A 15,955-nucleotide genomic window follows, 5' to 3' on the forward strand; every position below is an offset into this window, starting at 1 on the left:
TAAATACTACATTAATTCTTAATTAGTTAATTTATATTACTTATCAAAGTATGATGTTTATATTATATATGTTACTATTTATATGTTTTAATCAAAAAAATAAAATAGCCTAGGCTATTTTATTTTTTACGATCTATTATAGTTTTAGTAGTATCTATATCTTTAGCTAAGCATCTTTGTGTATTTAATCTTTCTCCTACTAACATAGTTGACATTAGAGTTTTTAATTCTTCTATTAATTTATTAAATTCTTCTGTATTTTCTAAATTTTTCTCTTCGTCTATTATAGTTTTAGTTGTATCCATACCGTTTGTTATGTTAGTTTCTGTGTTTAATGACTCCTCAGCTATCATTGTGTCTACTAATCCTTTAGCTTCTTTAGCTAATTTTTCTATTTCATTTATTCCAACATTTTCATGCTCTTTTTGATCTATTATAGTTTTAGTAGTATCTATATCTTTAGCTAGACATCTTTGTGTATTTAATCTTTCACTTACTAATAATTCTCCAGCTATACCTTTTAAATCTTCTACTAATTTACTTAACTCTTTATGTATCTTGTTCATCTCACCTTGAGTTAATTCTCTTTTTTCATGCTCTTTTTGATCTATTATAGTTTTAGTTGTGTCTATATCTTTAGCTAGACATCTTTGTGAATTAATTCTTTCACTTACTAACATAGTATCCATAATTCCTTTTAATTCATCTTTAAAAGATTTTAAAACATCATTTATTCTTTTCATATGTACCACCCCGTAATATATTTTTATATTTATATTTTACCCTATTTTACCACAATAAAACAATATTTTATTTTAAATTTTATTATATTTATTTATTGTCGATTAATGAAGGTTATTTTCCATCAATTTAATCTGTTTTTCCTTTATATTGTCCATTGTGTTTAAAAATTCACTAGAATCTTTATTATTTATATATATCAAACAAGAATTTTCATCTTTATCATTGCATATTTTAGTTGCAATCCTAATATGATCTTCTAATTGTTTAGTATCATATTTATAACTTAAATCAAGTCTATTTTTATTTCCATCTATAATTACATAGTCATGTTCTTTATCTATAGTCATATATATATTTTTTTTCGTTTCTCCTTTTACTATATTGTTATATTTACTATATTTATATGTATATCCTTTATAATCTAATCTATTACATTCATTTATTTTATCTATTATATATCCAGAATCTTCTTCTTCTTTTTTAAATTCTTCTATAGTGTAAAAATAATATTTTGAAAAATAATCTATTTTAAATGTTTTATCTTCATTTACCATAAAGCAATCCTCCTATAAATCAATATATTATTTAGTATCCCATTAACTATTTATATTTATTTATAAATTTAGTGCTTGTTTCATAAATATCTATTTAAATCATATAATTTTCAAAGGAGGTGATATATTGTTAACTATAAATTTAAATTTAACTTCAACTTTATGCTTTGGGATAGCATTTTTTATAATTGGTGTTTGGCTAAAAAATAATATTAGTTTTTTTAATAAGTTTTGCATTCCATCTCCAGTTATAGGTGGATTATTATTTACTTTTATATCCTTAATATTAAGAATTTCAAATACTATTAACATTAATGTTTTAGATACTATTATTCCTTTTTTTATGAACGTATTTTTCACAATCTTAGGTCTCAATGCTAGTTTCAAATTTATAAGAAAAGGAGGTAAACTTCTTTTTAAATACTGGATACTATGTGGTGGTTTAGCATTATCTCAAAATATAATTTCTATTATAATGGCAAAAATAACTGGTGTTCATCCATTAATAGGTCTTATGTGCGGTACTATATCCATGGAGGGCGGTCATGGTAATGCAGCTGCTTTTGGAAGCACTGTAGAAAGTCTTGGAGTAGATGGTGCTGTAACTATAGGTCTTGCAGCTGCTACTCTTGGAATTATATTAGGAGGAGTACTTGGAGCTCCTGTATCTAGATTTCTAATAACAAAAAATAACTTAAAACCATCTTTTAATTACAACTTATCAAAGTATAATAATAGATACAATTTATTTAAAAAGCTAGGATTAACTAAAGAAAATAGCAAATCCATTAATATAATCAATTTTTTCGAACAAATTTTAATCATACTTTTATGTATGAATTTTGGAGAGTTAATTACAAATATTTTCTATTTAAAAACTTCTATCATAATTCCAAATGTAGTTGGTTGTATGGTAATTGCTTGTATATTTAGAAATATAAGTGAGCCATTTGATATTTTAAATCTAAATTTTTCTCTTTTAGATTTTTTGAGTGAAGTTTCTCTTTCAATGTTTTTAATTATAGCTCTTATGAGTATTAATTTATTAGATTTATTACATATTGCAGGACCTATGCTTATAATAATATTTACTCAGGTTTTATTTGTTTTATCTTATGCATATTTTATTTGTTTTAAAGTTCTCGGTAGAAATTTTGATGCAGCGGTAATGGTATCTGGCCTTATTGGTCATGGTCTTGGAAATACTCCAAATGCCTTAGCCAATATGAACTCTATCACTTCTAAATACGGTCCATCTGAAAAAGCACTTTTAATAGTTCCTCTAGTTGGAGCTTTCTTACTTGATATATTTACATTACCTTGTATTTTAATTTTTATAAATTTATTTAAATAATTAATTGAATGTAACATACGTTACAGACTTATTAATACTTATACTATATAATAAGTAAGTATTTTAAATTTTGGAGGTATATATATGTCTTGTGGATGTGCTAATACAGATAAAAATGATGGTAAACAAGTAGTTGATTTAGTAAGAAGTAAAGATAAAGGAGACTTTCCTTTAAGAAGTCCTCATAATCTAACTTGCATTAATTGCAATGAAAACTTTACTATGACAACTCATGTTGATAAATGTCCAAATTGTAATATGACTTACGGAGTTACTCCATGTAGCTCTATGAATAAAGAAAATATAAAAGCTGCAGGAATAAATTATTAAAAAAACTCCCATAGGGGAGTTTTTTTAGTTTAATTCTGATGAATCAGTTTTATTTATAAATTTATTCATCTCTTCATTAGATGGATGTTGTTCATTATCATAACTCAATCTGTTACTATTGAATTCTTCAACTTTTTCTTGTAGTTCATAATTTTCATCTTCATTGTTATAGCTTTCTAAATTATACATATATTCATCATACTCTTCATTTTGTTTTGATTTATTTTTCTTGTATATCATAGTGGCTCCTACTGCTGCCCCTATACCTACTGCTGTAAGTGTAGTTACTTTTATAGCTTTGTTTCTTTGTTCCTTAATCTTTTTATTTTTTCTTTCCTCTTTTACAGCTTTATACATTTTAGTAGCTAACATATAATAAGCTCCCTTCTTTTTGTATTATATCTCATTCACTATTAGTATTTGATTTTATTAACAAAAAACACAATTAATTATTGTTATATAAGGAATTTTTATACTATACATAATAATATTTTTAGGTTAATATACTATTTAACAAACATAAATATATAAGGAGTGTTGCATTTGTTATTTTCAGAAAAAAAAGTTCCTCAATATTTAGATATTACCTTAAATGTTTTTATTGCATTTTACACTTTATCTTTGATTTATTTTATTTTTTATGGTCAAATGTATCAAATAACACCTTGTTTTTGTTCTCTTTTGACAACTTTATTTATAAAACTAATTTATAAAAGGTTTATAGATATATTTTCTCCAATTTTAATTTTATTTATAATTGTATTTACATTTGCAGCATCTTATTTAGGATCTAGCTTAGACTTTTACGGAATACACCATTATGATGATCTAATGCATTTCTCATCTGGTATATTAACAACATTATTCGCTTATGATTTATTTCACTTATTGAATGTTAATCCCGTTAGTACATCTTTTAGTAGAAGACTTATTATAGCCTTTGTATTTTTCTTTAGCATGGCAGTAGCCGGTTTATGGGAAATATCAGAGTTTTTAATAGATGATTTTTTTACAGCGAATATGCAAGCTGGTGGGCTTACAGATACTATGATGGATATGATAAATGCATTTTTCGCTTCTATTATTACAATTTTATTCTATGAGTTAGTTTATAAAAAAAGATTCAAATAAAAACAAGACCTCATGTATTTGAGGTCTCTATTTTTTAACTATTCAAATTTTCCTTCTGAGTAATTTTTTACAATGTCTACAAACCCTAGCATTTCTAAATTTGCATCTGTCCCATTTAAAACTTGGTTGTAATACCAGTTGGCGAATTCAGGGTTTGCTAAAGTTTCATTAAGCTTTAAAAAATCTAATTCATTTAAATTTTGATTTTTATTTTCTTCTGTCATCAGTATCATCTCCTTAAATAGTAATATTATTACTGATAAACAAATTATGTATTCATTTATTTTATTATATTCATATTTTTTAGATTATTGCCTATTTAGAGCAAAATAAAAGCCTAAAACCTTAAAGATTTTAGACTTTTTAATATCCATTTATTTCATTAATATCGATTCATTTAGTTTTAAGTTAACTTCCACTGTACTATTATTACTTACATCATCATATATATATCCAATTACCTCTAATTTTTTTGCATCATCAGAGTGTACAGAATTTAGTTGTATCTCTTGAGATTTTTTTATTACATCATATGAATCTAAATAAGATACATTAGTATATTCATTTTTATCATTAAGTTCTGCAATTTCTAAAATTACACTTCCTATATCTTTATCTGACATATTCTTTATTGTTATTTGTGCATGGTACCCTCCATCAACTTTATTTGTTATTTTGGGCTCAGATATTCCTAATATATTATATTTCTTATCGTTAACTATTTTTTCTTTTGTATCTACTATATTTACCTCGTTTGTTGATAAATTTACATTAACTAATTTATCACTAACATTATAAGCGTAACTTGTAACTTCTGCACTTTGTGCATATTTTTTATGAGCTGATTGTATATATGCGCTTTCTCCAGGTAATAAAGTTATTTTTGATAAAGCTTCTGTTTTTGATAACGCATTGTTATCTTTATCAAACTCTCTAAATGTTAACTCTATGTTTCTTATATTATAATCACTAATATTTTTAACCTTAGTTTTAGTTTCTATTAAATTGTCACCTACATTTTCATCTAAAACTTCTGGTTTGCTTATTTCTAGTACTTTTGCTTTATTTTTATTTATATCAATATTAGAATTTTCAGCTACTACATTATCACTTACTTTTTTCACATCTTCACTTTCACTTAATGTGCAACCTGAAAGCATGCTAACCGCAACTATTAACATAATGGATATTATTGATGTCTTTTTTAAATGGTTGTTCATATATTAGCACCTCAGTTCTATATCTTTATTATTATAATATACTATATATGAACTAAGTTAAATGTTTTTTTTATTTTTTTATTATTTTAGTGGAAATTTTTAATCCCCTACTCCAAAATCAGTATTGTTATAAAGCACCTCTATTTTTTCATTTTCTTCTAAAAATTTATACTCTTTTTTGAACCATTTAACCAATTCTTCATCTCTTTTTACATCAGTTGTATTATTTACAAATACATTTACAGTAGCATGTTCAAAATGCTTTAATATTATGTCCATATCTTTTTTTATCATTTCTTTTGTTTGCCCTTTTATACCTACCATCATACAAGGAGAATCAAAATAAGTTTTCAGTTCATCTATTGATTTAAATTTTGCGTTTTTATTTAAAAAATCATTTCTAAAATTATAATCAAAACTTTCTACTCCTATTTTGAATATTATAGGAATATTAAAAAACTCTTTCATATCATCTAGTCTATTTCTATAACACCAATGACTTTCTAAAAACAATTTTTCTATTTTATTATTTTCTATTACTTCTTTTATCTTTTCTAAAGTTTTTTTAGGAAGTTCAAAGCAGCTTCCTGAATTTATAACTTCTAAAACTTTATATTTACCTGTTACTTGTTCTAAAACTTCAAAGTTTAAATTATTTATTTCTTCTTCATTAATATCATTGTCTAGTGTATAGTCACAAAATGAACATTTACCCCATACACATGGAAATCCTTTTAATAACACTATTTCCCTTTTATTTTTATTAGTAATTTCACTATATCTATCCATTTTATATCTCCATATAACTATCATATTTTAATTTTTTTATAAAACTTATCGGGACTACAGATACTATACTATTAACAATGATTACTGCTATAAATTTATCTATATAATCCGTAAAAAATTGTGTTACAAAAACACCCACTACTTTATTTACTCCAATACCAGATAATATCTGTACTATATAAGACGATCCTGATGATGTTATTCCTCCAAACACAAATGCTGCTATTATAGAACTTAAGATTGATGTTGGAAGTGCAAACCCTAAAACGCCTAAAAAAGTCCTTTTTCCTTTTAAAAAACCTTTTTCAAACATTATTCCCGCTAAGTATCCTGTTGATATTTGAACAGGCATAAAAAAGAAAGAATATATATCAAAGGTCATTCCACTTACCGCGCTTCCTAAAAGTCCTGTTAGCACACCATATTTAGGTCCTAATATACATGCTATAAATATTGTTCCTATTGAATCTAAATATATAGGTAGCCTTAAGTTTAATGCTATAAATGCACCTATTACATTTAAAGCAACTCCTAGTGCTATTATAGTTACTTGTGATGTAGTTAATTTTTTACTCATATTAGATTATTCCTCCTACCATATCTATTTTTTCTTTATGATTTGGAAATAATCTTTTTAAGAACATATTCATAAATTTTTTATCATCTACTTCAGTAAGTATGATACTATTTGAATCTTTTTTATAAAAATTAAATGAGTCTACTACGCTTTGTCCCATAGCAACTCCATCTTCCACCACTTCAGTATAAGATGCAAATCCACTGCAAATACTTCTATCGATAAAGTATGCTACTGCTAATGGATCATTTATTACACACCCTATTATGCCTTCTTGTTCCCAATGAAAATCAATATAAAATCTAGTTATTTCTGTTATATATTTAGCTAAATCTTTATCTAGTCTATTTATAAATTCAATTATATTAGGTGTTAATACTATTTTTCTCGTTACATCTAAACCTATCATATGAATTTTTTTAGGTAAGTTCTTATAAACATAATCAGCTGCATGTGGATCCACCCAATAGTTAAATTCAGCAACAGGAGAACAGTTCCCATGAATTCTAAAAGCTCCACCCATAGATACAAATTCGTCTAAGTTATCAAAAGCTTTTTTATCTTTCATAAGAGCTTTTGCTATATTAGTCAATGGTCCTAAAGCTATAATAGATACATCTTTATTTTCTCTAAGTGTATCAATTATAAAGTCTACACCATTGTAGTTTATTAAACTATTATCGACTTTTTCATAATAGTTTTCTCCAACTCCATCGTTTCCATGAGTATCTTGTGCTGTTACCAGTTCTCTTTCTAATGGATTTTCTTCTCCTACATATACATTTATGTTTTGTTTTGAAAATCTTTGAAGTGTATATAGAGCATTTTCTGCTCCCATTTTAGCGGGTACATTCCCACTACAAGTAGTTATTCCCAGTATTTCTAGCTCTGGTGAGTTTATTGCAAGCAATAGAGCTAAAGAGTCGTCTATACCTGGGTCACAATCAATTATTACTTTTCTTTTTTGCATAACAAATCTCCTCCTAAAAAATTATTAAAGGAGAACCTTACAACTTTTAACTTAAAAGTCATAGCTAAGGATATTTTTTATATACTGCCACTATATAATTACCTTAGTTTTTTATACTTGGAGGTTCTCGAACAAGTCCTAGTTAGTTTCAAACTATCTAGTATTTTCATCATTTTAACTGTGTTTGTCTAGTTTTTTATCTAGTCTCTAATAAGTCATACACAAGTTTAGTTACTTTTATTCTTGTTAATTATACTATTAATTCTTATCTCCTTCAAGAGTATTTACTATAACTCAAACATCTGAATAATTAATTATTTTTTAAATTTTTTCAAATATAAAAGACTAGAATTTCTTCTAGTCTTTATATTAACTATTTTATAAAATTTTATATAATTGCAATTTTCGTCTATTAATATTATTGTATTACTCCAAATTATCTACAGCATATTGTGCTTCTTCTGGTGTAAATTTTTCTCCATATTCTGATATTAATTGGTCATAAATAGCACTTGGTGACATTGCCATATCATTTTGGTATGTCTGTGCTTTTTTCAATGCATTTTCTTTCCAATCTGCTTCTACATTATCTATCGCATATTGTGCTGCTTCTGGTGTGAATTTTTCTCCATATTCTGATGTTAACTGTTCATATAGTCCATCCTTAGACATATGCATAGTATCGCTATATGTTTTTGCTTTTCTTAATGCAGACTTATATTCTGTTGGAACATCTTCTTCTATTTTTTCTTCAGCTGAAGTATCTTCCTTTTTTTCCTCAACAGGAGCATTACTTCCATCTTCTGATTTATCTGTTTCTGGCTCTGAACATCCAACCATAGATAACGTTAAAGCTACCCCTAATATTAACCCTAATTTCTTTTTTAATTTCATAATTTCCCTCCAAGTAATTTAAGTCATTAACATTATACAATATTGCCTGTGTCGTTTTATGTAATTTATTGCTATTTTGAAATTATTTTAACTTTATTTTCTATTTTTTTACTATTTTCGTTAAATTTCTAATTATTTTAACTTTTTGCAACTTCATTTTGTTACAATTTAATTAGGATATTACCTAAATTAATTGAAAGGTTGTGTTTTTATGAATAAAAACGATTTACTAGTTTTGACTTTTTTAAAAAGCCACTTTTCCAAAAGTGACAAACCTATTGTTGATTTAGATATTTCAATACCCGGATTAGATATACTAGATATATCTGAGTCTATTGACTATCTTAATTCAAAAGGTTACATTAATGTTCTAAAAAAACATATACTTAACGCTGTTGTATCTATAAACTAAATTCTATATAAGTTTATATTTCAAACTCGTTTTTGTGTAACTTTTTGTAATTCATTTTTGATATAATTTAATTAGGGTGAAACCTAAAAATATTTAAAAGGTGGGGTTTTTATGAAGCATTATTACTTCGGAAACATTCCAGACAAAAAAGGGTCATATATAGTTCATTCTGAATATTGTGATCACTTACCAAGATTCAAAACTTATATTGGTTATTTTTCAGATTGTCATGAAGCAATAGTTAAAGCTAAAACTCAACACCCCTTTAAAAAATTTGATGGATGCAGTTGGTGTTACGAAAACTTCCATAATTAGGTATTAGATGGTAGGGAAGTTCCCTACTGTCTTTTCCCCTTTTATAAGACCATATCTTAACTTATCTAAATTTAATTTAAGATATGGTCTTATTTAAATTCAATAAAAATTCACTCGTTCATAAAAATAAAAACTAGGATACAATTCATAATCCTAGTTTAAAATACTAATTAATTTTCCTTTTCGTAAGTACACCACCATCCTGTTAATTCAATTAGTGCTGCCATTTCACGCTTAACTCTATCTTCACCAGTAAATCCACCTGTTCTTATTCTCCAGTCATTTGGTTTAAATTCTTGTAAAGTTAAATACCAGCCTGTAAGTCCTTTTAAATTTTCTAATTTTTCTTGTGCCTTTTCTTTACTTCCAAAGCCTCCAGTAATTATATTATACACATTTAGATTTTGTACAGGAGAATTGCTAGTAAACTTAACTCCCAAAAACTCACATATGCCATCAGCTATTGCAAGTGCATATTCATCTTGTTTATTTAAAAGTAATTTTATATCTTCAATATTAGATACAAACCCTAATTCTACTAAACAAGCTGACATTTTACTCTCTCTCAGCATGTGTAAATTTCCGTCTTTGACTCCACGGTTTATAGTATAAAGCTTGTCTTTAATTAGTTCACTTTGAATACAGTTTGCTAATTTAGAGTATTTACCTAAATCAAAGCAGTAGGTTTCTAGTCCTTTAGCGTCTTTGTTTGTAAAACTATTGCAGTGAACAGAAACTAAACAATCAGCACCCCACTTATTAGCTTCAGTGGTCCTATAATCTAGGGATTTAAATACATCTGTATCCCTTGACATCTTTACATCTATTTTACGACTTTGTAAAATAGTCTTTATCTTTAAGCAAATAGCTAGTACTACGTCTTTCTCAAAGATATTTTCTACACCTACTGCTCCACTATCTTTTCCTCCATGTCCTGGATCTAAATAAACTTTTTTCATAAAATCACTCCTTCCATTTATTATATTTTTTATATAAAAAATAGTTACACAATTACATTTTTCATTTACTCTTTTCGACACTAGGTGTAGCTCTTTTCCTCTATATTTTTTCAAAATAATGAAAATTTTTACATAGTGTGTTAAAATATCTGTACTAATTTTTTAAAAAGGAGGTTTTATTTTGCAAAACAAAAGATTTTCTAAACTTATCTTAATTGTATTGTTTTGTTTTATATTTATTGTTGGGTGTTCTGATAATACTCAAAATAAAGTTGAACATTCTAACACTGCGATTGCAAGTCAGTCATCAGACTCAAATAATAATACAGAAATTACATCTACCAAAGAAACTGAACTTCATTTTATAAATACAGGAAATTCAGATTCCATACTTATTATCCAAGGTGATAAGGCTGCCATTATAGATGCTGGAGATAACGATGATGAACAAAGAGTAGTTTCTTACATAAAAAAACAAGGGGTAACAGAGTTAGAGTATGTATTCGCTACTCATCTTCATTCTGACCATATAGGTGGACTTGATGCTGTTGTTAATTCCATTCCTATAAAAAATATATTTGTTAGTAATGGAGATGCAAATACAAAAACTTATTCCGACTTTATAAATGCAATGGCTAATAAAGGACTTTATCCAAGTGTTCCTTTATTAGGAAGTGAATTTAAATTAGGATCTGCTACTTTAAAAGTTTTATCTGTAGCTAATGTTGATGACCCTAATAATAATTCTATCGTTTTAGAATTTATAAATGGTAATGACAAGGCATTGTTAATGGGAGATGCAGAAAAAGAAATAGAAATTAATTTAAATCCTGGAGATGTGGATTTAATAAAAGTAGGTCATCACGGTTCTCATAGTAGCTCTACTTTAGATTTTTTAAACAAAGTTAATCCTGAGTATGCAGTTATAACTTGTGGAGAAGGTAATAAATATGGACATCCACATAAGGAAACTATGGATACTCTAAAAAAGATGAATGTAGAAGTTCATAGAAGTGATGAGTGTGGAGATATAGTATTTAAATCTACTGGTAATGGTTTTGTTGTGAATTGTCCACAAGGAAGTTATAATTCAGGAAGTCAACAAAATTCATCACTATCTGATATTAATACAAAAGTTAATGATAATATAACTCAAGAGCCAGATATTAAAACCAATCAGAACTCAGAAATAGTTTATTGGACTCCTAATGGTAAATCTTATCACACAACAAATTCTTGTCCAACACTTAGTAGAAGTAAAACTATACTTTCTGGAACTCAATCTGAATCTGGCAAAAGTGATTCTTGTGACAAATGCCATTAAAATATTTAACAAAAAAAATAGCTAGGACCTCTCCTAGCTATTACAAACAAGGTATCTAAACCTTTGAGTTAAGTGTATGTAGTTGTATTATAAAATTATTTTGAATGTATATTCAAGTACTTTCACAGCATTTTCATTTTACCCTTGTATAAATTCAATTTAATTTCATATATAACAATCTTAATTTGCTATTTTCCTGCAACTGATAAAGATTTTACTACAACCGATGGAGATCCTACACTACTTAATGGAAATTCTAAATCATCACCTATTAATTCTATATCTTTAATGACATCAAAGAAGTTTCCTGCTACAGTTATTTGTTCTATAGGATGAGATTTTTCACCATTTTTTATATAATATCCTTTAGCTGCCAGTGAAAAATCGCCTGTAACAGAGTTAGCCCCGGAATGTAATCCTGCAAAATCAGTAACTATAATTCCTTCTCCTACTACTTTTAAAAGTTTTTCAAATGTATTGTCACATTTTTCTATATAAAAATTAGTAGGTTCTACACTAACTACAGATGAGTAACTAGCTTTAAATCCATTTCCAGTTGTTTTTGTTTTTGCTTTATTTGCAGTTTTTAAATTATGAAGTAACGTATTTAAAACACCATTTTCAACTATATTTTTTTTGTAAGTTGCGACACCTTCATCATCAAATGGAGAAGACGCTAATCCATTATCAAGCAAAGGATTATCAATTATTGTTACTATATTAGATGCAATTTTTTCGCCTTCTTTTCCTTTTAGTAATGACATTCCTCTTTGCGCATTTTCTGCACTAAATATATCACTAAAAGTCTCAAGTAAAGATGACATAGCTTCATTATTTATTATAGTTTTATATTTTCCTGAAGGTATAGTTGTAGCCCCTATTTTGGATAAGGCTTCTTCACATGCATCTTTCGCTATTTTTTTAGTATCTATATCTTCTATAGCTTCTACTATTTGATATCCCATTCCATCTTGTTTTTGATTATTAACCTTTATAACTGGTATAACATATGCCATAAGTAGATTACTCTTATTATTTAAATCTAAACCTTTTGTATTTGTAATTGTACTTTTAGATGAACTATATGAAACTTTACATCCACTTAAATTAACAACTTTGTCACTATATTCTTTAGTTTGTTTTTCTAAATCTATAGCTATGTCAATTAGTCTTTTTGCATCTATATTATCTAATTTTTCGGAATAAGTTTTAACCTCACTATAGTCTTTATCTCCTTCATATATAAATTGTATATCCTTATTTTCTATAGATAAAGCTCCTTCTTTAGCATTTTTTATTAGCATATCTATTGCTTGTTCATCTAATATTTCTGTATATGAATATCCCATTTTATTATTCATTAATCCTCTAAATGAAAGTCCTATATATTTATCTATATTATACTTTTCAAGTTCATAATCATATACAGATATACTTATATTTTCCCCTTGATTATAATATATTTCACACTCACTAAACCCTTGGTTCATAGCTTTTTCAAATAATCTATTTTTAAAATCATTAAACTTCATAATTATTCCTCCGATCTACCACCTACAGTAATTTCTTTAACTCTTATCATAGGTTGCCCTACATTCGTTGGTATACTTCCTGATGATGATCCACACATTCCTTGAGCTTGTTTTAAGTTGTCTGAAACCATATCTATATTCATCAGTACTTCGCTTCCTTTTCCTATTAAGCTAGCCCCTCTTACTGGCTCTTGAATTTCACCATTTTTTACTAGATATCCTTCAGCAACTGCAAAGTTAAATTCTCCTGTTACTGGGTTTACAGATCCTCCCCCCATTTTTTTTGCATACAATCCATTATCTATAGATTTTATTATATCCTCTGCCTTATCCTCTCCTGCTGCTATATAAGTATTTGTCATTCTTGATGTTGGTGCATACTTATAACTTTGTCTACGGGAACTTCCTGTTGGGATCATATTCATTCTTCTTCCATTTAATTTATCTATCATATAAGATTTTAATATTCCATTTTCTATTAAAATATTTTTTTGAGTAGGATTTCCTTCATCATCTATGTTACTAGAACCCCAATGATTAGATAATGTTCCATCATCTATAGCCGTTACCTTAGTTGATGCTATTTGCTCACCTAATCTTCCTGAAAATACTGAGTTTCCTTTTGCCACAGATGTAGCTTCTAATGAATGTCCGCATGCTTCATGGAATATTACTCCTCCAAAACCATTATCTATTGCAACAGTCATTTTCCCTGCTGGACAATTTTTAGCGTGTAACATAGTATGTGCAGTTCTTGCAGCCTCTTTTCCATAATATACTGGGTCAACTTCTTCAAACATTTCAAATCCCATGGCTCTTCCTGGTGCTTCAAATCCAGTTTGATTTTCATTATCTTTAGATGCTACAGCACTAACTCCAAGTCTAGTTCTAACTCTTTCATCTTCTATGTATAACCCTTCTGTATTCGCTATCAGTATCTTTTGGTCTTTATCTAGGTAAGTTACATTAACTTGAGATATATCTTTACTATAATCTTTTGCACTTTTATATGCATCCTTCATTACTTTTATTTTTTTTTCATAATCGATTGAATTTGGATACAATTTTATAGGATGCATGTTTTTATATTTAATACTATTATCTAAAACAATTGTTTTTTCTTCTTTTAAGTTTCCTAATGCTAAAGCTGCTTTATAAGCTGTATCTAACAATGATGCTATTGAGTTGTCATTAGTATAGGCATATACACTTTTAAACCCTTTAAATATTCTTATTCCTATCCCGTAACTTCTTCCTCCAAGTGCATTTTCAACTTTACTATCTATTAAACCTATAGAGTTACTTATAGTATCCTCTTCAAATATCTCCGCAAAATCTCCTCCAGTTATCAAACATTTTGATAACACTTGAGAAGCTATTTCTCTTGAAATCATATTATTCCTCCCATATTTTTACTATTACTTTAATGATATCACAATACACATTAAGTTCTCATATAAAATTTTTATGTAATAAAAATCTATTCTTATGCTAATTTCTTTTATATAATTTAATATTTATAAAAAAAATTACTGAAGTTTAACTCCAGTAATTTTTTTTGCAAAATCCAGCTTCTTTAACATCCATAATTTTATTGCTTAAGCACATGGGACACTGTACTGATTCTTCTTTACCAGTTAGTTTATATATAGTTCCACATACTGCACATCTAAAGAAAATATATAAAGTATCATCTGTAGGCTGCTCTTTTTCTTCAATTATATTTATAATATTTTTATCATACATTTCTTTTGCAATTTTGTATCTTGCACTTTTTAATAGTTTTTCAAAGTCATCTACACTTAAATTCATCTTTTTAGCACAGTTTTTTATCTTTAAATTATCTATATCCACCAACTTAATTGCTTCTATTTCATTTTTAGTAAGTCTTATCTCTGATTTACATGTTGTGTTATCATTTTTCATAGACTCATCCCCTATTTACTTAAATTAGTTTAGCGAATATAAATTATTATATGTATATAAGTTAAATATAGTGATTAGCAATCTATGCGTATACTAAATCTTCATTATAGAATTTACACTTTTCCTTTAAACATTCTTTATTTAAGTTCATAAATTCACAAAGTATATTTTCATTCTTATCAAGCTCTACATTTAGGTACTCTTCTGTAAAATCTATAGCACTTTTTATAGCAACAAAAGAGTCTCTCTTGCAACATCTAGGTCCACCAAAAGAGCTTATATTTTCTAAAGATTTTGATGTCATTAAATTACAAATTCCCCAACTCTCTTTTGATAGTGGTGTAGCTTCTAATATTAAGCTCATGTATATTCCACATCCAACACCAGCTCCACAAGCTCCATAAAATCCACAAAATCCACCTAATACATTTTTAGATCTTTTTTTACCCTCATTTAATAATCTTTCTTTGTCTTCTATTTTCCCAACCTTATTTAAGTAAGCACTAATCAGAACTGCTGGTACTAAAAAATGATGTTCTGGTCCATGCATTTTAATTGCAGGATGCTTCATCAAATCTATAGCCATATTAATAGGATTAGTACTTATACTTTTGTTACAGTATTCATTTATAACCGTTAAAGCATCTTTACTATGACAGTTATCACATACATAATGTCCATTTTTACATACCATAGATGATTCATATTCATTTTTACAGTAATAACAAGTTAATTTTTCACTTTTTGACAAATATAAAACTTCTTCATTACATATTAAGCAATTATTCTTATTCACTATTGTCCCCTCTTCCCCAAATTTCTTATTAACTCTATAATAATTATACATGTATTTTAATTTATTGTTAATTGTTTACAAAAAATTTAGCATCGTTATATAAATATAACGATGCTTTTTATTTTAAA

20 protein-coding genes and 1 riboswitch are annotated in these 15,955 nt (G+C 27.0%); of the genes, 6 read left to right on the top strand and 14 right to left on the bottom strand.

Annotated elements, in window-relative coordinates; translation table 11 throughout:
- Positions 1-119: 119 nt before the first annotated feature.
- Together ACEXNK_RS01490 and ACEXNK_RS01495 are read right to left on the bottom strand one after the other, a co-directional pair.
- A complete protein-coding gene (locus ACEXNK_RS01490) occupies positions 120-743 on the bottom strand; it encodes a hypothetical protein (RefSeq protein WP_373600899.1) in 624 nt (207 codons plus the stop codon).
- 102 nt (positions 744-845) lie between these two features.
- Positions 846-1,298: a hypothetical protein gene (locus tag ACEXNK_RS01495; RefSeq protein WP_373600898.1), complete on the bottom strand. Its 453-nt coding sequence runs from the start codon at positions 1,296-1,298 to the stop codon at positions 846-848.
- 127 nt (positions 1,299-1,425) lie between these two features.
- On the opposite strand from ACEXNK_RS01495, the gene ACEXNK_RS01500 reads away from it, so the two are divergent.
- Both ACEXNK_RS01500 and ACEXNK_RS01505 read left to right on the top strand, forming a co-directional pair.
- Complete coding sequence (locus ACEXNK_RS01500) at positions 1,426-2,652, top strand: sodium/glutamate symporter (RefSeq protein WP_373600897.1); 1,227 nt, start codon at positions 1,426-1,428, stop codon at positions 2,650-2,652.
- Between the two features lie 84 nt (positions 2,653-2,736).
- Entirely contained in the window at positions 2,737-2,982 is a 246-nt protein-coding gene (locus ACEXNK_RS01505; RefSeq protein WP_373600896.1) for a hypothetical protein, read from the top strand.
- Positions 2,983-3,006: 24 nt separating this feature from the next.
- Here the strand turns inward: ACEXNK_RS01505 and ACEXNK_RS01510 are convergent, their stop codons facing one another.
- Positions 3,007-3,354: a hypothetical protein gene (locus tag ACEXNK_RS01510; RefSeq protein ID WP_373600895.1), complete on the bottom strand. Its 348-nt coding sequence runs from the start codon at positions 3,352-3,354 to the stop codon at positions 3,007-3,009.
- Positions 3,355-3,525: 171 nt separating this feature from the next.
- On the opposite strand from ACEXNK_RS01510, the gene ACEXNK_RS01515 reads away from it, so the two are divergent.
- Positions 3,526-4,113, top strand: coding sequence for a hypothetical protein (locus ACEXNK_RS01515; protein WP_373600894.1), 588 nt, complete (start codon positions 3,526-3,528; stop codon positions 4,111-4,113).
- Between the two features lie 38 nt (positions 4,114-4,151).
- Here ACEXNK_RS01515 and ACEXNK_RS01520 read toward each other — a convergent pair whose 3' ends face one another.
- The 6 genes from ACEXNK_RS01520 to ACEXNK_RS01545 form a co-directional block, all read right to left on the bottom strand.
- Positions 4,152-4,337, bottom strand: a complete 186-nt coding sequence (locus ACEXNK_RS01520; protein WP_373600893.1) for a hypothetical protein — start codon at positions 4,335-4,337, stop codon at positions 4,152-4,154.
- A 150-nt stretch (positions 4,338-4,487) separates the two neighbouring features.
- Positions 4,488-5,333, bottom strand: a complete 846-nt coding sequence (locus tag ACEXNK_RS01525) for a hypothetical protein (protein ID WP_373600892.1) — start codon at positions 5,331-5,333, stop codon at positions 4,488-4,490.
- Positions 5,334-5,432: 99 nt separating this feature from the next.
- Positions 5,433-6,122, bottom strand: coding sequence for a radical SAM protein (locus ACEXNK_RS01530; protein WP_373600891.1), 690 nt, complete (start codon positions 6,120-6,122; stop codon positions 5,433-5,435).
- 1 nt (position 6,123) lies between these two features.
- The gene (locus ACEXNK_RS01535; protein ID WP_373600890.1) at positions 6,124-6,699 is read right to left on the bottom strand and encodes an ECF transporter S component; all 576 of its coding nucleotides are present in this window, start codon (positions 6,697-6,699) and stop codon (positions 6,124-6,126) included.
- A gap of 1 nt (position 6,700) precedes the next feature.
- A complete protein-coding gene (locus ACEXNK_RS01540) occupies positions 6,701-7,669 on the bottom strand; it encodes a nucleoside hydrolase (RefSeq protein WP_373600889.1) in 969 nt (322 codons plus the stop codon).
- A 97-nt stretch (positions 7,670-7,766) separates the two neighbouring features.
- Positions 7,767-7,811, bottom strand: a riboswitch (PreQ1 riboswitch).
- 284 nt (positions 7,812-8,095) lie between these two features.
- A complete protein-coding gene (locus ACEXNK_RS01545) occupies positions 8,096-8,563 on the bottom strand; it encodes an Ltp family lipoprotein (RefSeq protein ID WP_373600888.1) in 468 nt (155 codons plus the stop codon).
- A 211-nt stretch (positions 8,564-8,774) separates the two neighbouring features.
- On the opposite strand from ACEXNK_RS01545, the gene ACEXNK_RS01550 reads away from it, so the two are divergent.
- Both ACEXNK_RS01550 and ACEXNK_RS01555 read left to right on the top strand, forming a co-directional pair.
- Entirely contained in the window at positions 8,775-8,975 is a 201-nt protein-coding gene (locus ACEXNK_RS01550; protein ID WP_373600887.1) for a hypothetical protein, read from the top strand.
- Between the two features lie 111 nt (positions 8,976-9,086).
- Positions 9,087-9,290: a hypothetical protein gene (locus ACEXNK_RS01555; RefSeq protein WP_373600886.1), complete on the top strand. Its 204-nt coding sequence runs from the start codon at positions 9,087-9,089 to the stop codon at positions 9,288-9,290.
- Positions 9,291-9,460: 170 nt separating this feature from the next.
- Here ACEXNK_RS01555 and ACEXNK_RS01560 read toward each other — a convergent pair whose 3' ends face one another.
- Positions 9,461-10,249 (bottom strand): N-acetylmuramoyl-L-alanine amidase family protein, encoded by a 789-nt coding sequence (locus ACEXNK_RS01560; protein ID WP_373600885.1) that lies wholly within the window; start codon positions 10,247-10,249, stop codon positions 9,461-9,463.
- A 181-nt stretch (positions 10,250-10,430) separates the two neighbouring features.
- Between ACEXNK_RS01560 and ACEXNK_RS01565 the strand changes: the two genes are divergently transcribed.
- Positions 10,431-11,573 (top strand): ComEC/Rec2 family competence protein, encoded by a 1,143-nt coding sequence (locus ACEXNK_RS01565; protein ID WP_373600884.1) that lies wholly within the window; start codon positions 10,431-10,433, stop codon positions 11,571-11,573.
- Positions 11,574-11,761: 188 nt separating this feature from the next.
- On the opposite strand, the gene ACEXNK_RS01570 is transcribed toward ACEXNK_RS01565, so the two are convergent.
- The 4 genes from ACEXNK_RS01570 to ACEXNK_RS01585 form a co-directional block, all read right to left on the bottom strand.
- On the bottom strand, positions 11,762-13,105 hold the full coding sequence (locus ACEXNK_RS01570) for a TldD/PmbA family protein (RefSeq protein WP_373600883.1): 1,344 nt from the start codon (positions 13,103-13,105) through the stop codon (positions 11,762-11,764).
- Positions 13,106-13,107: 2 nt separating this feature from the next.
- Positions 13,108-14,499, bottom strand: a complete 1,392-nt coding sequence (locus tag ACEXNK_RS01575) for a TldD/PmbA family protein (RefSeq protein ID WP_373600882.1) — start codon at positions 14,497-14,499, stop codon at positions 13,108-13,110.
- A gap of 145 nt (positions 14,500-14,644) precedes the next feature.
- Positions 14,645-15,031, bottom strand: coding sequence for a DUF134 domain-containing protein (locus ACEXNK_RS01580; RefSeq protein ID WP_373600881.1), 387 nt, complete (start codon positions 15,029-15,031; stop codon positions 14,645-14,647).
- An 82-nt stretch (positions 15,032-15,113) separates the two neighbouring features.
- On the bottom strand, positions 15,114-15,827 hold the full coding sequence (locus ACEXNK_RS01585; RefSeq protein WP_373600880.1) for a DUF5714 domain-containing protein: 714 nt from the start codon (positions 15,825-15,827) through the stop codon (positions 15,114-15,116).
- Positions 15,828-15,955: the final 128 nt, after the last annotated feature.

This window comes from Paraclostridium bifermentans, from assembly GCF_964259345.1.
GTDB classification, from domain to species: domain Bacteria; phylum Bacillota; class Clostridia; order Peptostreptococcales; family Peptostreptococcaceae; genus Paraclostridium; species Paraclostridium bifermentans_B.

Excerpts from the sequence above, each read along its gene's own strand:
- ACEXNK_RS01490 (WP_373600899.1), bottom strand. The coding sequence starts at position 743 with ATGAAAAGAATAAATGATGTTTTAAAATCTTTTAAAGATGAATTAAAA.
- ACEXNK_RS01495 (WP_373600898.1), bottom strand. The coding sequence starts at position 1,298 with ATGGTAAATGAAGATAAAACATTTAAAATAGATTATTTTTCAAAATAT.
- ACEXNK_RS01505 (WP_373600896.1), top strand. The coding sequence starts at position 2,737 with ATGTCTTGTGGATGTGCTAATACAGATAAAAATGATGGTAAACAAGTA.
- ACEXNK_RS01510 (WP_373600895.1), bottom strand. The coding sequence starts at position 3,354 with ATGTTAGCTACTAAAATGTATAAAGCTGTAAAAGAGGAAAGAAAAAAT.
- ACEXNK_RS01520 (WP_373600893.1), bottom strand. The coding sequence starts at position 4,337 with ATGACAGAAGAAAATAAAAATCAAAATTTAAATGAATTAGATTTTTTA.
- ACEXNK_RS01525 (WP_373600892.1), bottom strand. The coding sequence starts at position 5,333 with ATGAACAACCATTTAAAAAAGACATCAATAATATCCATTATGTTAATA.
- ACEXNK_RS01530 (WP_373600891.1), bottom strand. The coding sequence starts at position 6,122 with ATGGATAGATATAGTGAAATTACTAATAAAAATAAAAGGGAAATAGTG.
- ACEXNK_RS01535 (WP_373600890.1), bottom strand. The coding sequence starts at position 6,699 with ATGAGTAAAAAATTAACTACATCACAAGTAACTATAATAGCACTAGGA.
- ACEXNK_RS01540 (WP_373600889.1), bottom strand. The coding sequence starts at position 7,669 with ATGCAAAAAAGAAAAGTAATAATTGATTGTGACCCAGGTATAGACGAC.
- ACEXNK_RS01545 (WP_373600888.1), bottom strand. The coding sequence starts at position 8,563 with ATGAAATTAAAAAAGAAATTAGGGTTAATATTAGGGGTAGCTTTAACG.
- ACEXNK_RS01550 (WP_373600887.1), top strand. The coding sequence starts at position 8,775 with ATGAATAAAAACGATTTACTAGTTTTGACTTTTTTAAAAAGCCACTTT.
- ACEXNK_RS01555 (WP_373600886.1), top strand. The coding sequence starts at position 9,087 with ATGAAGCATTATTACTTCGGAAACATTCCAGACAAAAAAGGGTCATAT.
- ACEXNK_RS01560 (WP_373600885.1), bottom strand. The coding sequence starts at position 10,249 with ATGAAAAAAGTTTATTTAGATCCAGGACATGGAGGAAAAGATAGTGGA.
- ACEXNK_RS01570 (WP_373600883.1), bottom strand. The coding sequence starts at position 13,105 with ATGAAGTTTAATGATTTTAAAAATAGATTATTTGAAAAAGCTATGAAC.
- ACEXNK_RS01575 (WP_373600882.1), bottom strand. The coding sequence starts at position 14,499 with ATGATTTCAAGAGAAATAGCTTCTCAAGTGTTATCAAAATGTTTGATA.
- ACEXNK_RS01580 (WP_373600881.1), bottom strand. The coding sequence starts at position 15,031 with ATGAAAAATGATAACACAACATGTAAATCAGAGATAAGACTTACTAAA.